Raw genomic sequence first — 25,630 nt, 5'->3', positions numbered from 1 at the left:
TTTTTTATTAGAAATTATCACCTTCATCTTTACCTGAATTTTTCAAAATAGGAAGTTTATCCATGATCCAATCAAATGGACCTACTTTCCATTTAAATCTCCGCACAATATTAAATCTAATTTGTCCCATCCAATAGAGTTCGGTAATATCTTTTGAAGTAGCAATGTTGTAAGATTCTAAAACATAGGAAAAACCTACGTAATTACGATTGGTATTATATCCTAAAGCAATTCTTGTGTTTAATTTAAAACCAGTGCTCCATACACTTTCTTCCATTTCACCTAAATCTGTTTCGTACTTCGATCGACCATAAGTTAATCCATATCCCAACGCTAATGCACCAGTCACGAAAAACCTTTTACCCATGATTACTGATTGTGCATAACCACCCATTGCACCTAAACTACCATAATAACCACTTACAATATTATTAGATAAATTATTTTGATCTCGAATATGATCTGGAATTAATGAAGAATCAGCTTTTATACTTAACATATTAAGATAAGGGCCATAAATCCATGAGCCTGCTGTTTTTTTCTGAACTTCAGTTTGTGCAAATGCAGCTCTAAAGGAGAATTTATCATAATTCTGAATAAATAAGGTAGAAATCCCCATTGTATTAATAGTCATATCTCCTCTTAATTCGGGGTTGCCTCCGGGAGGTACATAACTTTCATCTTCATATCTACTAATGTAAAAACCATTATAAAATTGTAGACATAGATCAATGGCAACTTTACGCCCATAGACATAGGAGCGCATGTCTAATTTCTGAGTTTCACCAAATTGATCATTATCATTATTGATAGCAGGAAAGTTGATACCAATATTTACACCCAATCCCCTGTAGTTAAAACCAAAACCAACGTTTAAGTTTCCGTTTGGTGAATAGACAAGTCTTCTGTTCAACTCATCATGACCATTGATGACTAAGCTATTAAATTTATAAACAGAATATAAACGTAAGTGAAGGTCGTTATTATATGATTTATAATACGTAGTGTCATGATCAATTGACATTGCAATAGAATCGGAAGCACTTTTTTCTTCTTGTGCAAGAATAGACAAACAACTTGTTAGACTAAGTAGTAAACAAGTGATTAAAGAAATGAATCTTTTCAAAGATGATAATAGAGATAGAGATAAAAAAGTTATATATAATTACGCAAAAATTTTACTCAAAATCAAGCCCTAATTTTTGTTGTAATGTTTTCAGTGCTGGATACTTACTTTGTAAGAATTGTAATTTATCCTGAGGAGAATAGAGCCTTTTAGGTTCATTTGTTTCTTCTATTTGAACTAGCTTAGTGGTAATTTCAATTGTTTCATTTTTTAATTCAGTACGGAGTTGTCTTAATAACTCTGGTCGTACAATTTCAAGATGATCATTTTGAATAGAATTAGTTATTTCTACAATAATATTCAACTGACTGTCTAATGAAATTTCATTTTCATCCAAAAGAATACTTGCAAATTTACTTTTGCCATTACTTCTGTAATGATCAGCAAAAGAGGTCCATATTTTTTTGGCTTGATCTAATGTAAATGATTGTCCTACCTGCGTTTTTTTCTTTGTGGCAGGGCGTTTATTTCCACCAAAAGAAGGAGGTGGAGGCGGTACTGCACCTTGTTTGTGCTGAATAGTAGCAACAGGTTTTTCTTCTGCGGCTTTAATAGCTTTCGCTTTTTGAGAAAGACCTGATTTTAATTGCTCTAAATTACCAGAGACTTTTGTAGTTGACTGAATGTGAATTTTATTTGATTCTTGATTCAATTCACTCACTAATGATTTTCTTTCTGTCGTCTCTTTTTTAGGAGTAAGCGCTTTTTGTTTCGCTTTAAGTTCAGCTAGTCTTTTTTTTTTATTTCAATTTGTGCAAGACGGATGGCTTTATTAATATGAGCCATTTTCATCAAGGCTAATTCAACATGAAGACGTTGATTTTTACTCTCCTTAAATTTTGTGTCACACTCACTCCCTATGTTTAATGCTGTCATAATAAATGACATTGGTACTTCTGAAGCTTGTTGGCTGTAACGCTGTTTAACAGTGTCAGAGACATCCAATAATTCAAGAGTAACAGCATCTTTACACACTAAAATATTTCTAAAGTGTTCTGAAAGACCGTTTATAAAATTATGACCATCGAAACCTTTTCTTAAAATTTCGTCAAACAACATTAAGGCTTGAGCAGCATCTCCTTTGTTTAAGAAGTCTGTTAATTTGAAATAATAGTCATAATCAAGAATGTGTAAGTTATCTACAGTGGTCTGATAATCTAAAACTTTGTCGTTAGAGAAAGTAACAATCATATCAAACATAGATAAAGCATCTCTCATACCACCATCTGCTTTTTGAGCAATAAGGTGTAAAGCTTCATTATCAGCTTTTATGCCTTCTTTTTCAGCGATTTTAGCTAATTGACCAACAATTTCACTTACTGTAATTCTATTGAAATCGAAAATCTGACATCTTGAAAGAATTGTAGGTAAGATCTTATTTTTTTCCGTTGTCGCTAAAATGAAAATTGCATAGGATGGAGGCTCTTCTAATGTTTTAAGAAAAGCATTAAATGCAGCTGTAGATAACATATGCACCTCATCAATGATATACACTTTTTTCTTCCCCGGTTGAGGAGCGTATCTCACTTGTTCGATAAGGTTACGAATATCTTCAACAGAATTATTAGAAGCTGCATCTAGTTCAACAATATTTAATGAAGCATTATTATTGAAACTTGTACAAGAAGCACATTCATTACAAGGATCTCCACTTTCTGTTAAATTATCACAGTTGATGGTTTTCGCTAAAATTCTTGCGTTCGTAGTTTTACCAACACCTCTTGGACCACAAAATAAAAATGCCTGAGCAAGATGATTTGTCTTGACAGCATTTTTCAATGTGTTTGTGATATGTTCTTGACCAACAACAGTTTGGAAGGTATTGGGACGGTACTTACGAGCCGAAACAACGAAATTATCCATAAATCCTTTTACAGTTTCTAAAAATTCTATCTACAAAGTTATAAAAAAGTGTGTCGTTTGAAATGTTTCTTACAAAAATCTTTTTAAATGAAGTATAACAATTTGATGAATTTTCGACAAAAGAAACTACAAATCAGAAATTTAATAGTACTATTCTTATAACTTTTATAAAGAAATATTATTTAATGAATTTTCTTCTTAAATTTGTATCATAACGAAAGGGAAACTTTTCTTATCACAAGAATCTGATATCGAATGGATATAAATTTAGTAAACGACTAAACGCAAATTTCCAACTAATTATAAAACATTAGAATTAGACTATACTAATCAAACATTTTTTAAGATTAATATTCTAATTATAGAAGACAAACTTTCAATTAACATCAGCCACTGTTTTAACAGTGGCTATTTTTTTATAAAAAAAGTCCTTTCAAATCATTCTTTGAAAGGACTTTTTCGTTTAAAGAACCTAAACTTATTTTTTCAAAGGAATAAGGATAGGGTCTGAATAACAACCTGAAGGATAGTTCATATTTAAGAATGAACAAATTGTAGGCGCTATCTCTGTAATCGTATGAGGGGCATGTGTTTCTCCATGAGGAATTTTCCAACCATAAAATAAAATTGGTACATGTGTATCATATTTATAAGGAGAGAAGTGAGTTGTACCTGCTTGCCCATAATCCATATTGTGTGATTTTAAAACACCATATACATCAGGTGAAAATCTAGGATTAAATCCATTATAAATTAAACCTTTATAGCCAATTGTATATTCGTTTCGCTCTAAATCTTTCCCTAATATAGCAGCAGCATATTGTGGCATTTCCATAAATGCTTCAGCAGTGGCTTTTTGAACTTCTTCTAAGTCTAATTTTTTCTCTTTGATCAATGTTCTATTTAGATATAACTGACCAGCATAGTTAGAAGAAACATATTTGCCTTCGCCAAAACGAGCAGTCAAATACGCTTCAATATGTTTTGTATCTTCTTTACTATCAATGTTTACTGCTTCAAAGTTCATTCTATCTCTCATAAAAGCAGCATTTTGTGCACCTGCATGATCAGCAGTAAGGAAAATAACATATTGTCCTTTACCTACTTTCTCATCTAAATGTTTGATTAAATTAGCAATCTCCTGATCTAATTTGATGTACATATCTTCCACTTCGATAGATTGAGGTCCATAGGCGTGTCCACCATAATCTGTAGAAGAATAACTTACTGCTAATAAATCAGTGATTTCATCTTGACCAATATTTTCATTGTCGATGATATGCATAGCCATTTCGGTAACAATTGTGTTTCCATATGGTGTGCCTTTAATAATGTCGTATTTTTTTCCTGATTTTGCTCTCACTCGGTCTGCAGCTACACCTTTCTTAATGCTATATGGAAATGTAGGTGTTTCTTTTCCTGGGAATAAAGATTCAAATGGTGTATTATCTTCTGTAGAAGCAACATATTTATCTAAAGGTAAAGATAAAGTCCAATCCGATTTCATATATTGATCAATTGGTCTCTTTTTGCTTTCATTTAAAGCTGTAACCCATTCTGGAAGTTTATCTGTATAGAAAGATGAAGTAATCCAATTACCATTTTTTTCGTCTAACCAATATGCACCATCGGCTTTGTGACCTGCAGGAAGAATTGCACTTCTGTCTTTAATAGATACCGCAAAGACTCTTGATCTAAAATTACTCGCCCATTTGAATTCATCAGAAAGGTTTGTAACTGCTAATCGATAAGGAGATTTTTTACCATTTTTACTATCTGAACCAATTGTTTCATAACGGCTATCATTTACACAATAAACCGTTTTATCCATTTCTCTATCCCAAAAATAATTGTTGACTATAGAGTGGTAAGCTGGGGAAGTTCCAGAGTAAACAGAAGCATGACCTGGTCCTGTTACAGTGGGGGCATAATTATATTGACCATTTCTTACTGCATAACCTTCATTGATAAGCTTTTTAAAGCCTTCATCACCAAAGTTATTCCAGTATCTTGATAAATAATCGTATTTCATTTGGTCAACAATAATACCTACTATAGCCTTGGGTTTGTCTTTTGTGAATTGTGCATATGCATTAGCAATACCTCCAACGACCAATAAGGCAGAAATGAGTAATTTTCTTGTCTTCATCAATTATTGATTTTATTTATTAATGTAGAATCGGATGATCTCCTAAAATTTAAAACTAGGAAACAATTTATTTATATTAATGTCAACAATTGTGAATTAATATTAATTTATTCTTCTCGTAATAGTTTCAATTAAATCTTGAATTTCTACCTCTTTAATAGATTTCCCGATTTGTAATAATTTGTTCAAGAACTTTTGATGAGGAACACTATTTGGGTTAAAAGGTCTATGTTTTAAACCCTTGATGATTTTATCTAATTTTTTTCTTGTATCTAAAGTCTTTTCGTCAATTAGAGCTTCATCGAAATAAGACCAGATATAATTTAATGCCTGAGGAGTAGGATGTACCATGTCCTCATTATAAAATCGGTAATCTCTTAATTCATCAATCATTATTTCAAAAGACGGGAAATAATGACAATTTGAATATTCTGAACAAACAAGGTGAGTGAAATATCTTAGGATAGATTTACTTAAGTTGTTGTCAACGAGTCCGTTTCTGAAATGTCGAATAGGAGATACAGTAAAATAAATAGTACAATCTTCTGGTAATAATGTATAGAATGATCGAAATGAATCGAGCATAATTTCCATTGTTAAAAGTTCTTGAGAAAATTCTTTTGAGGGTAGTTTATGACAATTGCCAACGTAATCGTTTATTAAGTTATGACGGAAAACAAATGATGTACCTAAAGTAATAACCAAAACATCAACATTTTTGAGCTTATCTTTTACATCTTTTTGAATAGAGATTATATCGTTTTTTAATTTATCTAAGTGAGCTGAAGATATATCAGAATGAAAATTAAAATGTTTATAAATTTTCTCATTTTCTACAATATAACTTTCATCAACTTTTTCAGGATGTATTATAGCGTTCTCCAGATTTTTAAAAATACTTAGAGGATTATATAGGATTCCGAAAGGGTTTAAAGTAATATCAAATCTATTTTCTTTAAGTTTTTCTCCAATATTCTGAGCAAAGCAAGAACCAATGCTAAAAATTTTTGTATTAAAATTTATTTTTTCCTCATAAAAAAGAGGGTTTATAGGTGTTCTGAAGGTCTCATTATGTAACATTTTGACAATATACGGTTTTGTAAACAAAATAATTTTGTCTGATAAAAGACAAACCTTAGTTTTGTAGTCGAATTTATTTGAAAGAATCATAAATCGCTTCAAAGATTATAATGAAGAAATTTACATACACAGAAAAAAAAGATACACGCTCAGGATTTGGTGCGGGTTTACACGAGTTAGGTAAAATGAATGAGAACGTAGTTGCATTATGTGCAGACTTAACAGGTTCTCTTAAAATGGATGCTTTTAAAAACGACTTCCCTGAGAGATTCTTTCAAATGGGTATCGCTGAGGCAAACATGATGAACGTAGCAGCAGGTATGACAGTTGGTGGGAAAATTCCTTTTACGGGTACTTTTGCAAACTTCTCTACAAGCCGTGTTTACGATCAAATTCGTCAATCTATCGCATATTCTGGTAAAAATGTTAAGATAGCAGCATCTCACTCCGGTCTAACTTTAGGCGAAGATGGAGCTACACACCAAGTATTGGAGGATATTGGTATGATGAAAATGTTACCAAATATGACTGTAATCAATACTTGTGATTACAACCAAACTAAAGCTGCTACTATCGCTGCAGCAAAGCATGATGGTCCAGTTTACTTACGTTTTGGTCGCCCTTCAATTCCTGTATTCATGCCAGAAGGTGAGTTTGAAATTGGTAAAGCTGTAATGTTAAACGAAGGAACTGACGTTACTATCGTAGCAACAGGTCACTTAGTTTGGGAAGCGATCCAAGCAGGCGAAAAATTAGCTGAAGAAGGTATTTCTGCTGAAATCATCAATATTCATACAATTAAACCACTTGACGAAGAAGCTATTCTTACTTCTGTTAAAAAAACAGGTTGTGTTGTTACTGCTGAAGAGCATCAAGTAGCGGGTGGATTAGGAGAAAGCGTTTCAGCTTGCCTAACTCAGAACTTATTAGCTCCACAAGAATTTGTTGCAGTTAATGATACATTTGGTGAGTCTGGTACACCTGCTCAATTAATGGAAAAATACGGTTTAACTTCGAATGATGTAGTTGCTGCCGCTAAGAAAGCAATTGAAAGAAAGGGTTAATCACTGATTATATCTAAGAAAAAAGTTCAATATTACTAAGGTAATGTTGAACTTTTTTTTTTGCTTATCTAATTTTAATTACATTTATACAACTATAGATATTTATAAAAAGAAGAATATCTGACTAATTAATCAAATACTTCTAAGGCAACTCTATTATTTTTTAATGAAAACGATCCTTACAACTCTTTTTTTATTATTCGTTACCTTAAATACTTACTCTTATCCATCTTCAATACATACAGCCGATAGAATTCCTAAACTTGATAGTCTATTAACTGTTTTTGAAAGTGAGTCTAGTTCTGATTCAGTACGAATTAATACTGCTTTAGATTTGGCATGGTTGAATAGAAATATATCACCTGACAATGCATATTTATATGCAAAAATAGCTGAGGACCTTAGTAAAGCGAATAATTATCATCATTTTGAAATTCGAGCTATAAGTTTCGGCGGAATTGCCTTAAGAAATAGAGGAGAGTACCAAAATGCGATGAAAGCCTTTATGGATGCTTTAGATAAGGCAATTACACATAATCTTAAAGAAGATGAAGGGTATTCTCATATCAATATTGCAAGTGTAAATACGTATCAAAGAAATTTTAATGAAGCAATCATACATCTTGAATTAGGGGAAGTAATTGCCAAACAATTACAAGATGATAGAATGTTAGGGTATGTTTTAACAAATTATGGAAGAGTTTATTTCGGAACAGGCCTATTTAAGAAAGCAGTAGATAGTTTTAATGAAGCATTAACTTTAAGAACAAGGAATGATGATTTGTATGGACAAATTGTAACCTATTCTGATATGGGTATGGTCTATGCTGAGACAGAAAATTATAAGGAAGCTTTAAAATACCTGAAGTTATCAATTGAGCTTAATGAAAAAAATCATGAAGATGCAGATACAATGGTAGGGACATTGATCGATATGGCAAGAATATATCGTAAAATGAACAATTACAATAGAGCAACTGATTATGCATCCAAGGCTGCTAATATATCTGTTAAAATCAGAGCAAAACATATGGCTTTAAATGCATTTCTAGAATTGAAAATTTTGGAAAGAGCAAAAGGTAGATATAAAAAAGCACTAGAATATGATGACCTAATTGAAAACTATAAAGATTCAATTTTTAACGAAGAAATAAGGTTAAAACTTGCAGAGATTAATGTGAGATACCTCGTAGCTCAAAGAGAAAAAGAGAATGAACTACTTAAAAAAGATAAAGAAATAAATGAAATCATTATTGAAAGACATACAATCATAACAATTGGAGCTATCATTCTGATTTTTGTACTAAGTCTTTTTGTCTATTTCCTTTTCAGAGAAAATAAAAATAAAAAATTAATTAACCATACGCTTCATGTACAAAAGTCTGAGCTTGAAATTCAATCAAAAGAAATTCACCGTATAAACGATTTATTGCAAGCAAAGTCGCAAGACATAATGGATAGTATTAATTATGCCAAAGGCATACAAAAAGCAATATTACCAAGCTGGAATAATGTAAAACAATTTTTACCAAACTCTTTTGTGTTATTTGAACCTAGAGATATTGTATCCGGAGATTTTTATTGGTTTAAGAATATAGATGAAAATAGAGGAATTCTTATTGCTGCCGACTGTACTGGACATGGGGTTCCAGGTGGATTTATGAGTATGGTAGGAGAAACAGCATTGGAATATATTGTAGATTCTCAAAAAGTATATTTCCCATCTTCGATTTTAGAAGAATTACATTCGAGACTCTCAAGTATTTTAAGACAAAAGAATTCAGGAAATATGGACGGTATGGATGTATCAGTTTGTTTAATTGATAAAGAAAAACAAACAGTACAATATGCTGGAGCCGGTATGTCTATGACTATAGTTAGTAATTTCAAACATCAAATAATAAAAGGTGCCTCTAGAGGTGTAGGAGGTATTTCTTCTTTTTCATCTGTAGAGACACATACTTTTGCATTTGATAATAAAAATATGTTCTTTATTTATTCTGATGGTTACGCTGATCAGTTTGGTGGACCAAAAGGTAAAAAATTAAAGAGCCCTAATTTTAGAAAAATTTTAGAAGCTACAACAAGACTTCCATTAAAAGATCAGAAGCAATTTTTGAAAACCCAATTTGATAGTTGGAAGCAAGATGAAGAACAAGTGGATGATGTTATGATTATTGGTTTTACTTGTTAAATAAGAAATGGTTATTGTTTACGAAACAATAACCATTTTTTTTAATTATCTAAATTGTCAGGAGCATCAGGTGTAATTTCTTCAATGTCCTTGATCTTATTTAAATTTCTTGTTTTCCCAAAAAGCTCTATTGACTTTTTATTGTAAGCTAAAGCTGCTTCTTGTGGTGTTTTATAAGTTCCTAGAGAAATAGGCTTTCTGTCTTTATAAATTACAGCACGATAACTGTATTTATCTTTAACTACACCAATGTATCCTGTTTTGTTATGCTTGGATGGTGTATTTCTTTTAATAATTGAACGATTTGAATACGTAAGGTTTTTGATCCTGCAATCTAATTTGTTACCATTAATGATACGAATCAAAGTGTATTCACCTTTAGTACTTTCATCTAAATATTTTTCAGCAATGAGTTTATGAAGATAGATTGTCTCTGTTTTGTATTTTCCATCACTTTGTTTCCATGATTTCTGAAATACAGCTCTACCAGAAGAATGTTCTCGTAAATTATAGATAAAATCTAAACTTTTGTAGTAGGGGTTGTCTCGTAAAAATTCATAAACGTGATCATCTATGATCACTTGATTTGGAGAGTTCTTTAATTGTAGTTTGACAAGCATGACGGAAGATTGAGAGAATTGATATTAAAAAAATGTTCTATATTGATACAGTAGCTGAGCTCTTTTTTGTCTTTTCTTTTAGTTTGGCTTTGGCCTCTTCGTGTCTTGCTTTTGCTTCATGCCAATACTTATTGGTTATCTCTATAACTTCATCTTTCTTTTTGAGTGTAATTTCTTGATATAAACCAAGTTTACGTCTTCCAAGCCTATTTTTAACAGTATTTGAAGCTCGAGTACAACCTAACTCTTTTAACTTTTCAGCAATTTTAGAAAAAATAAGTCCCATTTTTTGTTCCTCATTTTCTCGCATTAACTGATTGCGGTAATTCATCAGATTCCCTAAAATTAAACTGTAGTCTTTAGTTCCGACTTCGCGTTGTTCACCGGGATAGTTCTTTCTTTTTCTCATTAGTTTGTTAAGTATTCTTTATAGCAACACGTAAGGTTTTAAACCAATATTCTGTTAATTAAACTAAATACAATGAATTATACAATTTTATCTAACTTTATTTCATTAAAATTTTAATATTACATAATTCAATAGATTTTTTTTTGACTTCTGTAAAGATATCCATATAATTGCCTAGTAAATCACTAGATTATACATTTCTGATAAAACATAAGATTAATGCTAGTAGATAAAGTATTAGAAAAAAAGATTAAACAAACTGACTATGCTATTAAAGATAAAAGCAATAGACAGCCTAAATGGATTAGTATAGCAAAATCTATTTCATGGAGAATTGTCGGAACTATTGATACAATGGTTATTTCATATATTGTTACTGGTGAAGTGACAATGGCATTGTCTATTGGATCATTTGAAGTTTTTTCAAAAATGGCTCTTTATTATTTCCATGAAAGGGCATGGGAAAAATTCACAAAATAAGTTTTAAATCTAACAGTTAACTATATTTACATTGAAACTAAACAATGTACTATGTTCACTGTCAAAAATATATTGAAAAGAAGGTTTTACATTTTGTTAAGCCTTCTTTTTTATATTTCAACATACTCTTATTCTCAAAATTCAAATCTTGAATTAACCTTTTCACAAGGACATTTTGGAGAAATTGATGCACTTGAAATTAGTAAAGATGCATCAATTGTAATATCTGCTGGTCAAGATCTAAAAATTAAAATTTGGGATATTGCTAAAAAAAGACTTTTAAGAACTTTAGATGCTCATAATATTGGTATCAATGATTTAAGTATTTCAAATTCAAATCAATATTTTGTTTCAGCAGGTCAAGATCATTCTATAAGAGTGTGGGACTTAACCAATGGACAACTTCTTTCAGAACTTAATCGCTTACCAGAAGCTGTAGTTAAGGTAGAATTTATCAAAGACAATATTGTCTACATTGATGCTCAAGGATTAATTAAAGAATGGAACTGGAAGGATGACATGTCATTAATAAATTGGAATGAAATAAATACTACAAATGTATCTGCTATCTATATTCCTCCTAAGTCACAAACTTGGTTTGTTATTGGTAAATATGATGGAGTAATAGAAGTATGGGAAGGAGGACAAATCAAACAGTCTTTTTCTAATAATACACACAAAGATTGGGTTTCTGATATTGTTTATATTAAATCAAAAAATGTATTTGTATCCGGTAGTTGGGATGGTTCTTTAAAAGTTTTTAATGAAAGCGGATCAATTAATTCTCCTTTATTTTCTCTTCCTGAAAAGCAATCAGTGCATACTATTCATTATATAAATTCACTAGATAAAGTTTTAATAACAACAACAAAAAAGAATGCTTATCTTTATTCAATCCAGAATAATATTTTAGTTTATGAGGAGAAATTTGATGAAAAAAAAATAAATAACATATCATTTAACAAAAAAGGTGAAATAGGTGTTTTTTCCTATGAAAATGGAGAAATTGCTATTTGGGATAGTAAAGATAAAAGAGTGAAGACATCTTGGAAACCTATCCTTGATAACGCAACAGAAGTAGGTGTTGCTTTAAATCATGGCTTGATGGCTGTGTCTTCTAAAAAAGGATTTATAAGGCTATGGAAGTCAGGAACTAGAGAGCCTTTAATAAAAGAAAAAGTGCATGATGGTAAGGTTACTTCATTAAACTATTTAGAAGATGGATCAATTTTATCAACAGGTATTGATAGTACTTTAAAACAATGGAATTTATCTACTGGACTTGATGAAATTCGGAAGTATGATTTCCCAATCCATAAAGCACATTTATCATCTACAAAGTCATCATTATATATGATAAATGATAGAGGTGATTTAATAAAACAAGAGCTAATTAACAATGATTCATCCCAAGTAATCTATTCATCTTTCACCCAAATAAATGACTTCTCAGTATCTTCTAGTGGAGAATATATTGCATTGGCAATGAATGATAGATCTGTGAAAATACTCGATGTTCAGAATAATTTTGCTTTAGATACAACTTTCATCACAACAGATATCTATGTAAATAAGGTTACATTCAATCATGCTTCAGATATACTATTAATTGGTGGTAAGAATCATTTGTCACTATTTAATATGAAAAAGCGTAAAATTGATATTGATTTGCCTATTAATAAAGCTATTCACTCTCTTGCATTTACTTATGACGATAAATCAATTTTAATCGCTGAAGATAACGGAGAACTTATTCAATATTCAAATGATTTAAAAAAGAAACTTTTTTCGTATCAACAAAGTAAAGGTAATATAGTTGATTTAAAGGACTTTCCAGGTAAAGATGTTTTTATTAGTCTATCATCTGATTTTGAAGTTGGAATTTGGGATTTGAAATCTCCCTATAAATTTGGAGCTGTGTTATCTGATGGAGATGTTGGCTGGGTTGTAGAACATTATTCAGGACTATTTGATGCTTCTAAAGCTAATATGCGGAATCTATATTATGTTGTAGATCAAGAAACAATTGATTTGAGCCAATTGCAAAATATGTATTGGGAGCCTGGACTAGGAACAAAACTTTTTACAGGTGAAAAATTGAGAGAAGTACCTCAGTTAAATACTTTAAATCTTTTCCCTGAAGCAGAGTTGTCCAAGAAGAATAATAAGCTTTTTGTTGACGTGAATGAAAGAGGTGGAGGTATCGGTAAAATTTCAATTCTTGTAAATGGAAAAGAGGTTCTTGAAGATATTAGACCCTATAAACAATCTCTGTCAGTTACTCACCTCAATTTATTAAACCAGAAAAAGAAAATTTCAAGATATGTTGTCCCACTGGATAGTTTAAGTCATTTGTTCCAAGTGAATGAAAGTTTAAATGATATCACTGTGGTATTGGAAAATGAAAATGGTTCTTTATCAGGTAGAGGTCTAACTATTCGCCATAAATCAAATGCTATTGATAAGGTTATACCTTCATTTTATGGAATTGTAGTAGGAGTTTCTGATTATAGAGGTATTAATTTAGATTTAAAATATGCGGCTTCTGATGCTGATAAAATAGCTTCATCTATACAACAATCTGCAAGTTATCTTTTTGGTGAAGATCATGTGAGAGTAGACCTTTTTTCATCAAATAATGAACAAAATTTTCAACCAACCAAAGCAAATATTGAAAACAGCTTTAAAGAAATAGGAAAAGTTGCTCAACCTTCAGATATCTTATTTGTCTTTCTCGCAGGTCATGGAATGTCTGAAAAAACAATAGATGGAGACGAAGATTTTTACTTTTTAACGAAAGATATGCTTTCTGCAGATCTTACTGATCAAACATTAAAGAAGAATTACACAATTTCTGGAAAAGAATGGCTAGAGTGGATGAAAGAAATTCCAATAACTAAACAAGTTTTTGTGATGGATGCCTGTAATGCAGGTAAATTTGCAGAAACGATTGTGGCTATGCGTAATTTAGATGACGAATCTATTCGTCTTAGAGCATTAGAAAGAGTAAGATCTCGATCCGGAATGTTTTTGTTGGCAGGGTCAGCCGCTGATAAAGTAAGTTATGAATCTAGTTTATATGGTCAAGGGTTACTTACTTATTCGATTTTAGATTATATGAAAAGAGGGGCCTTGAGAAATGGCGAATTTATTGACGTTCAAATGATGTTTAGTAATGCGGTGGATGAGGTGCCAAGATTAGCAGAGCGCTTTGGTGCTTATCAACAGCCGGAAATGCGAATTCCTCAAGGTGGTGATAGCTTTGATATAGGGCGATTGACACCTGAAATTAAAAATAAAATTATAATCTCTTCTGATTTATCAAGAGTTTCTTCCTCGCAAATTGAAGATGATAGTACATGGGTAGATGGTCTTAATTTATCATCTCTATTTGACCAAAAATTATTTCAACTTTCGGAAGGTTTTAATAGTGGTCGTAGTTCAATTACATTTTCACCAAATGCAAAAGGTCAAGATGTATATAAATTAAAAGGACGTTATCATTTCAAAAACAATGAAATAATTTTGACCTTAAAAATTGTATCAAACGGGACTATTTTGTTTCAATCTACCTATTCATCTGTCAATAAAGATGAAATATTGGATGAAAGCTTGAATGATGTCATTAAGTTTTTTCAAGATATTTAATTCTTTGTATTTTTGAATCTAAATTCATTTATAAAGCAAACCATAAATGCTTAATTTAAATAATAAGAAATTAATTTTAGCGTCAAAAAGTCCAAGAAGAGCCTCTTTATTAAAAGAGATGGATTTAGATTTTGATATTGAAGTACGTGAAGTAGATGAGTCTTATCCTGAAGATTTATCCTCGAATGATGTCGCAGAATATATCGCTCATAAAAAAGCTTTAGCATTTGATAATTTAAATGAAAATCAAATTGCTATTTTTTCAGATACCGTGGTAGTCAATGAAAATAAAGTACTTGGGAAACCTAAAGATTATGATGAGGCTTTCAGAATGCTAAAAGAGATGTCTGGGAAATCTCACTTCGTATATTCTGCAGTAGTTTTAAAGTCTAATTCTTTGATAGTCTCATTTACAGACGCTACTAAAGTATATTTTTCAGAAATGTCTGATGACGTAATTGATTATTATATCAATCAAAAGAAACCATTTGACAAAGCGGGGTCTTATGGTATACAAGAATGGATTGGTATGACAATGATTGAAAAAATAGAAGGTAGTTATTTCACAGTAATGGGACTGCCTACAGAAAAATTATACAAGAAATTATCTAAGTTTATTAATTCATAATTGAAATGAACTCATATTTGATGTGGTTGTTTCCTGTAATTTCTGCAGGAATAGGATGGGTTACTAATTACGTAGCGATTAAGATGCTGTTTCATCCAAGGAAACCTATTAAAGTATTATTTTTTACTTTTCATGGAGTGTTCCCAAGACGAAAAAAGACGTTAGCAAGAAGGCTAGGGGTGATAGTTGAGAAAGATTTATTTACTCCTGAAATGATTGTTGATAAACTAAAAACAGAAGAAAATAAGAAAAAACTCTATGAAGCCATTATGGTTCGAGTAAATGAATTTGTAGATGAAAAAGCTACTCAATTCGGGCCTATGTTACAGATGTTCGGCGGTGATGCAATAATTGATCAAATACGAACTGGAATGGAAAAATCTGTTGACGAAATGGTGCCAAAAGTACTAGAAGATATTGGCTCCAATATCACTGATATTAGCATTGAAGAAGTAGTCTATGAGAAAGTGATGGATTTTTCAGATGAAAAATTTGAAGATTTATTAATGTCAGTAATCAAATCAGAGTTAACATTTATAGAAATCATGGGAGCAATTTTAGGTTTTTTGATAGGATTAATTCAAGTAGGAATATTAATGCTAGCATAATCTATTTTTGAGAAAAGTCAATTAGTATAAAATAAAAAGCCAATCTGAATTAATTTTCAGATTGGCTTTTTTTATTTTTTCTTCTTTGGAATGAAAATCGTCATCTCGTCATCAACTTTAATAGCCTTTTCGAAATTGTTCTCATATGAATTATTCGTCTGCTGTTGCTGTTGTTGGAAGTAAGGATTATTTTGAGTTTGTTGTTGCTGCATTTTCATTAATCTTTTACTTAAAATATTCATGAGAAATCTGATGATCACTTTTGAATATCTTTTAAAAAGAAAAGCAAAGGCGGCAATAACAATTAAAATCTTAATTAACATATCTATATTTAATGTAGTGTAATTTATTTCGTAATGATTATGTATTAAATCTTTAATAATAAAAATATTGAAGACTTAACGCTTATATTTGTTGTCCTGCAAATATAGTCACTTTATTATAACGTATAGCAAAGTGTACAGGTTTAAAAATTGAGAATTCTTTAGCTTTAATTAATAAATGTTGGAAATCTTATTTCAAGATGAACATTTTGTCGCTATAAATAAGCCATCAGGACTTATGGTTCACCCTTCAGAATTAACGGGGAGAGAAGGCGAGTTTGCGATGCATCAACTAAGAGATCAAATTGATAAATATGTCTATCCTTGTCATCGATTGGATAGAGCTACATCAGGTGTTTTAATTTTTGCATTAAGTGCTGAAATGTGTCAAGCATTCCAAAACATAAATAATGAATCTGGAGATGTTTTAAAAGAATATATTACTTTGGTTAGAGGTCATCTTTTAGAAAATAAGATGCTAACAAAAGATATTAAAAATAGATATGACAAAGTATATAAATCTGCTAAAACATATGTAGAACCAATAAAAAATGTTGAATTGTCTATTCCTGTTGGTAAGTATGAAACATCAAGGTATTCTTTAGTTAAAGCTAGGCCATATACAGGAAAAACACATCAGATTAGATTGCATTTAAGAGGTGAAAACCATCCAATAATTGGCGATAGAAGATATGGAGATCATCGTCATAATAATATGATGCTCGAAAAATTTGGTTTAGATAGATTGTGGTTACATGCTGAGAATTATACTTTTATTCATCCAGTTACAGGAAATAGAATAAGTATCAAAGCAACATTGCCAGAAGATTTTAGAGAGATATTAAAAAAAATAAATATAAATTATGAGTAAAGTTAATGTAGGCGTTTATAATGAATTAGAAGTCGCTAGAGTAACTGATTTTGGTTATTTCTTTTCAACTGATGACGGGGATGTTTTTATGCCTAAAAGATTAGCAAAAGGTGAACTGAAAGTCGGTGAAATAACGGATGCATTTATCTTTACTGATCAAGATAGAAGATGGGTGGCTACTCATGAAAAACCTAAAGGTGTTGTTGGAGATTTTGTGACTTTACCTTGTAAGGATACGAACAAAATGGGTGCTTTTTTAGATTGGGGCATTTCGAAAGATTTGTTTGTTCCATTTTCAGAGCAAGAAGAGCCTTTAAGAAAAAAGAAATTTTATACAGTATATATTGATCTAGATAGAAAAACAGGAAGGGTTTTTGCTTCTACAAAGTTATTCAAGTATCTCTCTAAAGAAACTTCTTCATTTTACGAAGGACAAGAGGTGTTTTTATATATAGCACATCAAGTTGAATTAGGCTACGAATGTATCGTTAATAAAAAGTGGAGAGGACTACTTTACAAAGACAAAGTGTTTAAACCTTTGAAAGAAGGCAGTAAAGTAAAAGGATTTATTTCATCTATTCGTCCAGACGGGAAGCTAGATCTAACACTATCCAAGCCAGGTTACCATGCCAATGATATTGACCGTAAAGGAAAAGAACTAATTCTCTTAATGAGAAAGAAAGGTGGTCAAATGCCCTTCAATGATAAAAGCCATCCCAAAGATATAGAGAGAGAATTCCAAATGAGTAAAAAACAATTCAAACAAATTTTGGGTTATTTATACAAAATTGGCGTTGTTGAATTTACAAAAGAAGGTACAAAATTGATAAATATTTAAATTTTGTAATTATTTTTAAAGAAACATTTTGAATATCAAATTAAGATGAAGTAATTGTATAATTATAACATTGTAATTTGTTATGAAATTTGAGTACATAGTTAAAATTGGATAACACTCTATTGAAAGTGCATTCAGAAGTAGATACACTATATCAAAAAATGCGAGGAGCAAATGGCGAAGAGCTTTTTGCGTTTAAAGGCATTATGAATGACGATATATTAGGAGAAATCCTGAGTAGAGTGGAGGATACACTAAGCGAACACGAATCACTAATGAAACTTCAACGAAGAATTAATGTGATAGCTGTCGAAATTCTTCAAAATATCTTTCATCATTTTGAAGGTGTTGATTCCACAACGGTCAGTGATTCTTCACAAAATATCGTTATGTTCTTGCTATCTAAAGGAAAAGACGCCTACTATATTATAGCAGGTAATTACGTTCCTATGGAAACAGCAGAGTTTCTAAAAGAGAAGATAGACTCAATCAATGGATTATCTGTCGATGAACTAAAAAAGCGATACCGCAAAGTATTAAGTAACGGTGACTTCTCTGAACAAGGAGGTGCTGGTCTTGGTATTATTGACATTGCTAGAAAATCAGGTCAAAAACTTGACTATGATTTCGTAACAAACAACAATAGAAACTCATTTTTTACAATTAAAGTAAGTGTACCCTTATAAATCGCATTATAAGATGAAAGATTTTCTTAAAAAAGATACACCGAAGACTCCTCTCATACAAATGGAATATGAGAGTGGTTATTTTTTGATATCAGGAAGGTCAATTCCTGAAAACTCTATAGAATTTTACAGACCATTATTTGAATGGTTAGATGAATATAATACTAAGCCTCAGGCAAAAACTCAATTTGATGTACGTTTAGAGTATTTTAATACAAGTTCATCAAAATGTCTAGTTGAAGTATTTAGAAAATTAGAATTTCTAAAAGCTAGTGGGCATGATGTCGAAGTAAATTGGTATTATGAAGAAGATGATGAAGATATGCAAGAATCTGGAGAAGACTTCAAAGAAGTTATTAAACTACCAATACACATGCATATTTTAGAAGAATAAAAAAGGGGAGTAATTTTACTCTCCTTTCTTTTTATCTAAATTTTTGGATCATTGACAATCGCTGTATTAATTAAATCATCTACAAAAAACTTTGCATTTTTTGGAAGAGAAATCACCATTTTACCCGATTGATAGGCAGGTAATTGCTCAAATATCTTAGCGACTTTGTCAAGATCTTCTCTTTTTAAATTAATCTTTAATAATTTATCAGAGAATGAAGGTTTATTTTTATATATAGCATCTAATAGATTGTATTGAGGTTCGGTGAATATTAATTCTCCAATTGAAGAACCAATGTTATCCATTTCGTTTCTCTCAATTTGATCCATTAAATAGAAAACTTCAATGTCAATTTTACCTTCTTCAATATCTTCATCCTCTTCTATTAAAAATTGATTTTCATAAACCATAAGTATATGAGTAATCAGCTCTTGTTGGCTCTCAGAGAAATACTTTTTAATACTATCCCATTCGATTTCTTCAGAAAAGGCCTCTTTAAGGCTTCTTAATTGTTTTTTATTGTATCTAGAATCACCAATTTTGATACTGTCTTTTTCATTAAAAACAGCTTCTAATAATTTTAATTCAGCTTTTGAGAAATTATTATCTGCAAAAAGAGAATTTTCATCATTAGACTGATTACTTGAAGATTCTATCTCAAACAGTTCTTGAATACTAAATGTGTGAAATTCATCAGGTTCTTCATCATTTAGATGTGAACATTTTTCTAGAATATTTAAGATAAATTGCTCTTGGTCAACAGTTAATGGAGTGTGATCAGGATATTCTAAAGTTGTAATAATTTCACGAACATAATCTAATTGTTCTAGATTAAATGTTAGATTACCTACTTGAACTTCTTTCTTATTTTTTGTCTCATCTTCATGGATGATACTTAGAAATTCAAATTCTTCATCAGTTAGTGTCGTTGCAAGACTTAAATCGCTATCTCCGAATTCTCTTTCAATCTCGTTCATCATAAAAAGAACGCTGATGTTCTTCAGAGATTCAATTAATTCCCAACGATTTTCATCTTCATATTCCCAATCAGTTTCAACTTCATCTAATTTTTTAGATAGTTTTTTCAAAAAGTCTTTTTGAATGGGGTCTGATAAAGATTTTTCAAACTCTTGGTAAATAGGAGTTCTATTCTTTTGAGTAAAGTCAATTTTATCTAAAATTTCCTTTACTTTTGTGGAATCATTAGATGAAAATACAGGGAATAAAGAGCGATTAAAACTCTCATTTTTATCATAAATTGATTTAAAGAATTCAAATTCATTGATAGAAAAAATAAAATCGCTGGATTCTGGAGTAATATTATGAGCTTCTAAATCTAGACGGTCGTTTTTTTCTAATTGATAGATTTCTTCTATGTGCATTCTGATGAATTTTAAGTTTCTTGCTGAAATACTTCCAATAATAAGGACTTAGGATGAAAATACATAGTTAAAATACAAAACAGATGTAAAAAAAGTAATGTAATTTGTACTCTTACTTTCTATTTAGAACTAGTTTTTGCAGATTTGCAAAGTTAAAAAATAAACTGACCTTAAAACTGTGCAAAACTTCATTAAAAATGGGGTGATTGTGATCTTTTTTATTGGACCAACATTGACAAAAATACAGAATTAATAATATATGGGATTGTTTGATTTCTTTTCTAGTGATTTGGCGATTGACTTAGGTACAGCCAATACATTAGTTATACAGAAAGATAAAGTGGTTGTTGATGAGCCTTCAATAATTGCATTAGACCGACAAAACGGAAAAGTCATTGCTGTAGGAACTAAAGCAATGCAGATGCATGAGAAAACTCATGAAAATATTAGAACTATTCGTCCACTTAGAGATGGCGTAATTGCTGATTTCCATGCTGCAGAGCAAATGATACGTGGTATGATACGTATGATTAATGAAGGGAAAAGATTTTTTACTCCTTCTCATAGAATGGTAATTTGTATTCCTTCAGGGATTACTGAAGTAGAAAAACGTGCCGTTCGTGACTCAGCTGAGCATGCAGGAGCAAAAGAAGTATATATGATTCCTGAGCCAATTGCAGCTGCTATTGGTATCGGTATAGATATTGAACAACCTGTTGGATCTATGATTGTAGATATTGGAGGTGGTACTACAGAGATTGCAGTTATTGCACTTTCGGGTATCGTTGGTGATCAATCAATCAGAACTGCTGGGGATGTATTTACTCGTGATATCCTAGATTACATGAGACGTCAGCACAACTTATTGATCGGTGAGAGATCAGCAGAAAAAATTAAATGTGAAGTAGGATCTGCTTTAACTGAATTGGATGACGAATTAGAACCATTTGAAGTTAGAGGTAGAGACTTAATGACAGGTATCCCTAAAGTTATAACAGTTACTTATTCTGAAGTTGCTTATGCAATTGATAAATCAATTTCAAAAATTGAAGAAGCTGTTTTAAGAGCTCTAGAAACTGCTCCTCCAGAATTATCAGCGGATATCTATGATCGAGGTATTCACTTAACTGGTGGTGGTGCTTTATTAAGAGGTTTAGATAAACGTTTATCTATTAAGACTAAATTACCTGTTCACGTTGCTGATGATCCTTTAAGAGCTGTAGTTCGTGGTACTGGTCAAGCCTTGAAGAATTTAGATAATTATAAAGCAGTATTAATGACTTAATACTTTTGTAGTATTTATTTTCATATAAAAAATCCCTCTATTGAATGAAATAGAGGGATTTTTTATTTTCTCACCATTGTAAATGGTTGCTATAACTTAATCAAATAACCCTTTTACAAAATCTTTTGCGTCCTTAGCCTTATCTGCAATAGGATCTGTAAAATCTTTAAATTCTTCTTGATAACTTTTTCCAGCAGAAGTAGCAAACTTCCCAAGATCATCAACAACTTTATAATCACCACGAACAATTTCATCATACTCTCCACTTTGTACCCAATTCATAATTTCATTAATCCTTGTAACGGGGAAAGGGTGAGATTTAAAAATTGTATTTAGAAATTTATGAGCAGTATTTAAAATTCCTTTTTGATCTTCATATTCACGAGCTTGTCTTAAAAACTCACCAAGGTCCATTTGTTCTAAATTCCCTCCGCCAGCTAATTTCATAAGTAAATGAATACTTGTTTCAGGATTTTGAACCGCTAATAAACCTGCTCTATCAGCAGATAGCTCACTTTTTCTTTCCCATTCTTTTAAAGCGATGATTATACCATAAATAGCAGCTTTTCCTAATGGAATACCAAATTCAACAACTGATATTTTTAACAGAACTTGAAGTAGAGTGTGGTATAAAACATGACCACTTAGGATATGTCCTAATTCATGAGCAATAACAGATAATAATTCCTCATCATTTAATGTTTCAACGATACTTGAATTTAAAACAATAAAAGGATCATCTACACCAATTGCACCAGCATTTAAAATTGGACTTTGAGAAACATAAATTTCAGGAATATGATCTACATCAAAGATTTCACAAGCTTCTAATAATAATTCGTGAACTCTAGGGAATTGTGTTTTTGTAACTCTTACAGAAGAAGATAACGTCATCAATCTCAATGATTTTTCTGTTGTCTTACTGATGACAAATTTTAAAAGTGTATCAAACCCTGTCATTTTTTTAAGAGTAGATAATGCTAATTTATCTGCAGGATGTTCCCATACACTTGGGTGAATTTTAGGGAATTTTTTTTTGTGAATTTTAACCGCTGTAGAAGCCATAGTGTTTATCGTTATTTTATTTAGTTATAGCATTTTAAACCATCTTTTAATATTCTTTCTATTTGAAATATTTTAAGATGTGATCTTAAAAACTAAATAGGTATATTTGTCTTTGAAATAGACCCTTTACTTTAAGTTATATTTCTAATATAGTAGAAATTAATATTACAATTGTAAAATTGTTAGAAAAAATATACTTCTTACAAATTTTATTATTTTTTATGACTTATCTTTTATACAAAATAGGTCTATAAATGTGTCTATACTTTTCAACTAATAGTGGGGGAATAACCTTTATTAGTTTTCATTTTTTTACTGATTGAACAACTACTCTTGAATACAAGATTATTTAAATATAAATTCATCTCATTTTTTTTGATTGTCCTTACAAGTTGTATCTCCTATAAGAGTCTTGATCAGGAGAAAAGCTTATTGGTGGAACAGAAAATTGAGGGGGTTAAATTTTTCGATAAATCAACGTTGGATTCTTATCTCAGGGTAAAACCAAACCGTTCTTTTCTAAGAACAGACATACGTATACCTCTTTATTTTTATATGCGAGGTGAGAAGTATTACAAAAAAAATTATCAAAAAGATAGTGTGAAGTTTGCTGATATGACGGAATACTATGAAGAGGTAATTAAAGTATTAGAAGATGAGTGGAAAGAAGAAGTTTATGATAACCGAGAATATTTAGACAGTTTATATCAAAAAGATGTCTATTTAGTTTATCATGAATTAAGAAAAGCGGAAAAACAAGCGTCAAGAGATTCTCTCAGAGGTTTGAGAAAACTTCGTAAGGTCAAATCTAAATCTATAACCAAAACTGAGAAAATAGCCGAAAGAGTTGAAAATGGAAACTGGTGGATGACTTCTGCTGGTGAACCTCCCGCATATTTTGATTTAGAAGAATCACAAAATAATCAAGCAATTTTAGAAAGAACGCTAAAAGCTAAAGGTTTTTTAAATGCTAAAGTAGAATTAGAAGTTGATACTACTTTTGATGAAAATTATACTTTGGTAAAAGAAAAATATGTTGTTGATGAAGGAAAAAGGTGGAGAATAAATCGTATAAAATATGATACACCCAGTAAGACGATTTATAATGAAATCCTGAGAAATAATAGAAAAAGTAAAATAAAAGAAAAAGGACCGTATTCAGAAGAGAGACTTCAATCCGAAAGAAACAGATTGACTAAAGTTTTCAAAAATAGTGGATATTATGATTTCTCTTCAAATTATATTCATTTTGAAGTAGATACAAATAAGGTTCATGGGAAAGTAGATATTTTGGTGACTGTTGATCCACCTAAGACTGGAGATCGACATATTAAATATTATATCAATGATATTACATTGGAAACCGATCCAAATGACAAAGTAGTAGCAGACACTACCGAATATGAAGATCTTACCTATATCGAACATAAGAAAAAATACAAACCAAAAATTCTTGATGGAAAAATAGCACTGAAAGAAAGTGCTCCTTATAATGAGCTTTTAACGAATGATACAAGACGTTTCCTTACGCAAATGGATGCCTTTAAATTCGTTAATATTGAATACATCAAAACAGGAAATGATTCTTTAAATGTATTTATCTATCCAAGTTCTTTCGATAAATATCAATATGCTTTTGAAACAGGTCTAAATGTTAGCCGTTCCCTTCCAGGACCATTTGCTAGTTTGTCATTAAAATCAAGAAATATATTTAGAGGTGCTGAATCTCTTGAATTCAGAGGTCGTTTTTCACTGGAAGCGCAAGCGAGTATTGCTGAGTCAAGTGATGATATTTATAATGGTGCAGAATATGGTTTTAGTACAATCCTAAATGTACCGAGACCTTTAATTCCTTTTGTCAATAAATTAAATGAGTCCTATTATATAAGAAATGCTAAAACAAAAATTATTAGTGATATTTCATATGTTAGTAGACCTGAATATACTCGTTTGAACTTTAAAGGTTTATTTGGTTATGACTGGCGAAATAGGAAAGAGGATTTATTTGAATTATCTGTAGCCGATTTAAACGTTGTAAGAACTCCATTTTTAAGTAATGATTTTAGAATAAGATTGCAGCAATTAGCGGAGCAAGGAAATACTTTACATTATTCATTTGATAACTCTTTTGTATCAAGTATGCATATGAGTGTTTCAAGAATGAGAGGAGATTACATGACTAGCTCTTCAAAGGCAAATTACATGAAAATCTATGGTGAATTGGGTGGTAATATGCTCGATTTAGTAAATAATTGGACAGGGAGTGAACCTGGATCAATCTATGGATTACGTTATTATAAATTCTTTAAAATCTATTATGATTATCGAAAAGTAACGCCAATTGGAGAGAAGAAAAAACATTTCTTTGCCTCAAGAATACATGTTGGAGTAGCAAAACCATATGGTGAAGTAGATGCCTTACCTTATGAAAAATACTTCTTCTCAGGTGGAGGAAACAGTAATAGAGCATGGAGACCAAGACGATTGGGACCAGGATCTTTTACACCACCACAAAATGAGGATGGTACATTTGACTATAGTTATGAACAGCCTGGCGACATGATTATTGAATTAAATGCTGAATGGAGGTACAAAATCACCAATTTGTTCCAATGGGCATTTTTTATTGACGCTACAAATGTTTGGTTATTGGAAGAAGATGCAACAAGACCCGGAGGTAACTTTGAGTTTTCTCGTTTCTGGAGAGAATTCGGTATTGGTGCGGGACTAGGAGCAAGAATTGATTTTTCATTTTTATTAATTCGCCTTGATGTTGGTACAAAAATATATGATCCTGCAAGGAGAGAAGGAGATCGATTTGTTGCAGGATATGACTTTTTAGGAAAAGGTACAACAGAATTTAATATTGGTATAGGATATCCTTTCTAATAATCCTTATTTTTGTGCGAATATTAAA

The 25,630-nt window shown here is 31.0% G+C and carries 22 protein-coding genes; 12 read left to right on the top strand and 10 right to left on the bottom strand.

Annotation, left to right across the window (positions count from 1 at the left end; all coding sequences use genetic code 11):
* Positions 1 to 7: 7 nt before the first annotated feature.
* The 5 genes from ACXAHM_RS06185 to ACXAHM_RS06165 form a co-directional block, all read right to left on the bottom strand.
* Positions 8 to 1,072, bottom strand: coding sequence for a DUF4421 domain-containing protein (locus tag ACXAHM_RS06185; RefSeq protein ID WP_474959543.1), 1,065 nt, complete (start codon positions 1,070 to 1,072; stop codon positions 8 to 10).
* A gap of 106 nt (positions 1,073 to 1,178) precedes the next feature.
* A complete protein-coding gene (locus ACXAHM_RS06180; protein ID WP_474959542.1) occupies positions 1,179 to 1,787 on the bottom strand; it encodes a hypothetical protein in 609 nt (202 codons plus the stop codon).
* A gap of 65 nt (positions 1,788 to 1,852) precedes the next feature.
* On the bottom strand, positions 1,853 to 2,989 hold the full coding sequence (locus ACXAHM_RS06175) for a DNA polymerase III subunit gamma/tau (RefSeq protein ID WP_474959541.1): 1,137 nt from the start codon (positions 2,987 to 2,989) through the stop codon (positions 1,853 to 1,855).
* 478 nt (positions 2,990 to 3,467) lie between these two features.
* Complete coding sequence (gene pafA, locus ACXAHM_RS06170) at positions 3,468 to 5,138, bottom strand: alkaline phosphatase PafA (protein WP_474959540.1); 1,671 nt, start codon at positions 5,136 to 5,138, stop codon at positions 3,468 to 3,470.
* Positions 5,139 to 5,240: 102 nt separating this feature from the next.
* Positions 5,241 to 6,218: a GSCFA domain-containing protein gene (locus ACXAHM_RS06165; protein WP_474959539.1), complete on the bottom strand. Its 978-nt coding sequence runs from the start codon at positions 6,216 to 6,218 to the stop codon at positions 5,241 to 5,243.
* A 110-nt stretch (positions 6,219 to 6,328) separates the two neighbouring features.
* On the opposite strand from ACXAHM_RS06165, the gene ACXAHM_RS06160 reads away from it, so the two are divergent.
* Positions 6,329 to 7,282: a transketolase family protein gene (locus ACXAHM_RS06160; RefSeq protein ID WP_474959538.1), complete on the top strand. Its 954-nt coding sequence runs from the start codon at positions 6,329 to 6,331 to the stop codon at positions 7,280 to 7,282.
* A 166-nt stretch (positions 7,283 to 7,448) separates the two neighbouring features.
* Positions 7,449 to 9,476: a tetratricopeptide repeat protein gene (locus ACXAHM_RS06155; protein ID WP_474959537.1), complete on the top strand. Its 2,028-nt coding sequence runs from the start codon at positions 7,449 to 7,451 to the stop codon at positions 9,474 to 9,476.
* Between the two features lie 41 nt (positions 9,477 to 9,517).
* Here the strand turns inward: ACXAHM_RS06155 and ACXAHM_RS06150 are convergent, their stop codons facing one another.
* Both ACXAHM_RS06150 and ACXAHM_RS06145 read right to left on the bottom strand, forming a co-directional pair.
* Entirely contained in the window at positions 9,518 to 10,096 is a 579-nt protein-coding gene (locus tag ACXAHM_RS06150) for an AP2/ERF family transcription factor (RefSeq protein ID WP_474959536.1), read from the bottom strand.
* 37 nt (positions 10,097 to 10,133) lie between these two features.
* Positions 10,134 to 10,505, bottom strand: a complete 372-nt coding sequence (locus tag ACXAHM_RS06145) for a hypothetical protein (protein ID WP_474959535.1) — start codon at positions 10,503 to 10,505, stop codon at positions 10,134 to 10,136.
* A 219-nt stretch (positions 10,506 to 10,724) separates the two neighbouring features.
* Between ACXAHM_RS06145 and ACXAHM_RS06140 the strand changes: the two genes are divergently transcribed.
* The 4 genes from ACXAHM_RS06140 (at position 10,725) to ACXAHM_RS06125 (ending at position 15,869) form a co-directional block, all read left to right on the top strand.
* Positions 10,725 to 10,985: a DUF2061 domain-containing protein gene (locus ACXAHM_RS06140; RefSeq protein ID WP_474959534.1), complete on the top strand. Its 261-nt coding sequence runs from the start codon at positions 10,725 to 10,727 to the stop codon at positions 10,983 to 10,985.
* Positions 10,986 to 11,078: 93 nt separating this feature from the next.
* Positions 11,079 to 14,633, top strand: coding sequence for a caspase family protein (locus ACXAHM_RS06135; RefSeq protein ID WP_474959533.1), 3,555 nt, complete (start codon positions 11,079 to 11,081; stop codon positions 14,631 to 14,633).
* A gap of 46 nt (positions 14,634 to 14,679) precedes the next feature.
* A complete protein-coding gene (locus tag ACXAHM_RS06130; RefSeq protein WP_474959532.1) occupies positions 14,680 to 15,261 on the top strand; it encodes a Maf family protein in 582 nt (193 codons plus the stop codon).
* Between the two features lie 5 nt (positions 15,262 to 15,266).
* Positions 15,267 to 15,869 (top strand): DUF445 domain-containing protein, encoded by a 603-nt coding sequence (locus ACXAHM_RS06125; RefSeq protein WP_474959531.1) that lies wholly within the window; start codon positions 15,267 to 15,269, stop codon positions 15,867 to 15,869.
* 71 nt (positions 15,870 to 15,940) lie between these two features.
* On the opposite strand, the gene ACXAHM_RS06120 is transcribed toward ACXAHM_RS06125, so the two are convergent.
* Positions 15,941 to 16,111 carry a hypothetical protein gene (locus tag ACXAHM_RS06120; protein WP_474959530.1) on the bottom strand — a complete coding sequence of 57 codons (171 nt, stop codon included), beginning with the start codon at positions 16,109 to 16,111 and terminating at the stop codon, positions 15,941 to 15,943.
* A 259-nt stretch (positions 16,112 to 16,370) separates the two neighbouring features.
* Here ACXAHM_RS06120 and ACXAHM_RS06115 point away from each other — a divergent pair, with 259 nt between their 5' ends.
* The 4 genes from ACXAHM_RS06115 (at position 16,371) to ACXAHM_RS06100 (ending at position 18,981) form a co-directional block, all read left to right on the top strand.
* Positions 16,371 to 17,063 (top strand): pseudouridine synthase, encoded by a 693-nt coding sequence (locus tag ACXAHM_RS06115; RefSeq protein ID WP_474959529.1) that lies wholly within the window; start codon positions 16,371 to 16,373, stop codon positions 17,061 to 17,063.
* Positions 17,056 to 17,901, top strand: a complete 846-nt coding sequence (locus tag ACXAHM_RS06110) for a CvfB family protein (protein ID WP_474959528.1) — start codon at positions 17,056 to 17,058, stop codon at positions 17,899 to 17,901. The genes ACXAHM_RS06115 and ACXAHM_RS06110 overlap by 8 nt, the downstream gene beginning before the upstream one ends.
* Positions 17,902 to 18,008: 107 nt before the next feature.
* A complete protein-coding gene (locus tag ACXAHM_RS06105; protein WP_474959527.1) occupies positions 18,009 to 18,587 on the top strand; it encodes a SiaB family protein kinase in 579 nt (192 codons plus the stop codon).
* A 13-nt stretch (positions 18,588 to 18,600) separates the two neighbouring features.
* Positions 18,601 to 18,981 (top strand): DUF1987 domain-containing protein, encoded by a 381-nt coding sequence (locus ACXAHM_RS06100; RefSeq protein ID WP_474959526.1) that lies wholly within the window; start codon positions 18,601 to 18,603, stop codon positions 18,979 to 18,981.
* Between the two features lie 35 nt (positions 18,982 to 19,016).
* Here ACXAHM_RS06100 and ACXAHM_RS06095 read toward each other — a convergent pair whose 3' ends face one another.
* Positions 19,017 to 20,363 carry a hypothetical protein gene (locus ACXAHM_RS06095; protein ID WP_474959525.1) on the bottom strand — a complete coding sequence of 449 codons (1,347 nt, stop codon included), beginning with the start codon at positions 20,361 to 20,363 and terminating at the stop codon, positions 19,017 to 19,019.
* 259 nt (positions 20,364 to 20,622) lie between these two features.
* On the opposite strand from ACXAHM_RS06095, the gene ACXAHM_RS06090 reads away from it, so the two are divergent.
* Entirely contained in the window at positions 20,623 to 21,648 is a 1,026-nt protein-coding gene (locus ACXAHM_RS06090) for a rod shape-determining protein (RefSeq protein ID WP_474959524.1), read from the top strand.
* Positions 21,649 to 21,744: 96 nt separating this feature from the next.
* Here the strand turns inward: ACXAHM_RS06090 and ACXAHM_RS06085 are convergent, their stop codons facing one another.
* On the bottom strand, positions 21,745 to 22,713 hold the full coding sequence (locus ACXAHM_RS06085) for a M48 family metallopeptidase (RefSeq protein WP_474959523.1): 969 nt from the start codon (positions 22,711 to 22,713) through the stop codon (positions 21,745 to 21,747).
* Between the two features lie 333 nt (positions 22,714 to 23,046).
* Here ACXAHM_RS06085 and tamL point away from each other — a divergent pair, with 333 nt between their 5' ends.
* Complete coding sequence (gene tamL, locus ACXAHM_RS06080) at positions 23,047 to 25,602, top strand: translocation and assembly module lipoprotein TamL (protein WP_474959522.1); 2,556 nt, start codon at positions 23,047 to 23,049, stop codon at positions 25,600 to 25,602.
* Positions 25,603 to 25,630 lie beyond the last annotated feature (28 nt).

The organism is Flammeovirga sp. AWQ4_249, from assembly GCF_056161045.1.
Note: the sequence above shows the minus strand (reverse complement) of the source record. Positions and strands in the feature narration are given on the sequence as shown.

Coding starts and splice junctions, on each gene's coding strand:
- ACXAHM_RS06175 (WP_474959541.1), bottom strand. CDS start 2,989: ATGGATAATTTCGTTGTTTCGGCTCGTAAGTACCGTCCCAATACCTTC.
- pafA (WP_474959540.1), bottom strand. CDS start 5,138: ATGAAGACAAGAAAATTACTCATTTCTGCCTTATTGGTCGTTGGAGGT.
- ACXAHM_RS06165 (WP_474959539.1), bottom strand. CDS start 6,218: ATGTTACATAATGAGACCTTCAGAACACCTATAAACCCTCTTTTTTAT.
- ACXAHM_RS06160 (WP_474959538.1), top strand. CDS start 6,329: ATGAAGAAATTTACATACACAGAAAAAAAAGATACACGCTCAGGATTT.
- ACXAHM_RS06155 (WP_474959537.1), top strand. CDS start 7,449: ATGAAAACGATCCTTACAACTCTTTTTTTATTATTCGTTACCTTAAAT.
- ACXAHM_RS06150 (WP_474959536.1), bottom strand. CDS start 10,096: ATGCTTGTCAAACTACAATTAAAGAACTCTCCAAATCAAGTGATCATA.
- ACXAHM_RS06145 (WP_474959535.1), bottom strand. CDS start 10,505: ATGAGAAAAAGAAAGAACTATCCCGGTGAACAACGCGAAGTCGGAACT.
- ACXAHM_RS06140 (WP_474959534.1), top strand. CDS start 10,725: ATGCTAGTAGATAAAGTATTAGAAAAAAAGATTAAACAAACTGACTAT.
- ACXAHM_RS06130 (WP_474959532.1), top strand. CDS start 14,680: ATGCTTAATTTAAATAATAAGAAATTAATTTTAGCGTCAAAAAGTCCA.
- ACXAHM_RS06125 (WP_474959531.1), top strand. CDS start 15,267: ATGAACTCATATTTGATGTGGTTGTTTCCTGTAATTTCTGCAGGAATA.
- ACXAHM_RS06120 (WP_474959530.1), bottom strand. CDS start 16,111: ATGAATATTTTAAGTAAAAGATTAATGAAAATGCAGCAACAACAAACT.
- ACXAHM_RS06115 (WP_474959529.1), top strand. CDS start 16,371: ATGTTGGAAATCTTATTTCAAGATGAACATTTTGTCGCTATAAATAAG.
- ACXAHM_RS06110 (WP_474959528.1), top strand. CDS start 17,056: ATGAGTAAAGTTAATGTAGGCGTTTATAATGAATTAGAAGTCGCTAGA.
- ACXAHM_RS06100 (WP_474959526.1), top strand. CDS start 18,601: ATGAAAGATTTTCTTAAAAAAGATACACCGAAGACTCCTCTCATACAA.
- ACXAHM_RS06095 (WP_474959525.1), bottom strand. CDS start 20,363: ATGCACATAGAAGAAATCTATCAATTAGAAAAAAACGACCGTCTAGAT.
- ACXAHM_RS06090 (WP_474959524.1), top strand. CDS start 20,623: ATGGGATTGTTTGATTTCTTTTCTAGTGATTTGGCGATTGACTTAGGT.
- ACXAHM_RS06085 (WP_474959523.1), bottom strand. CDS start 22,713: ATGGCTTCTACAGCGGTTAAAATTCACAAAAAAAAATTCCCTAAAATT.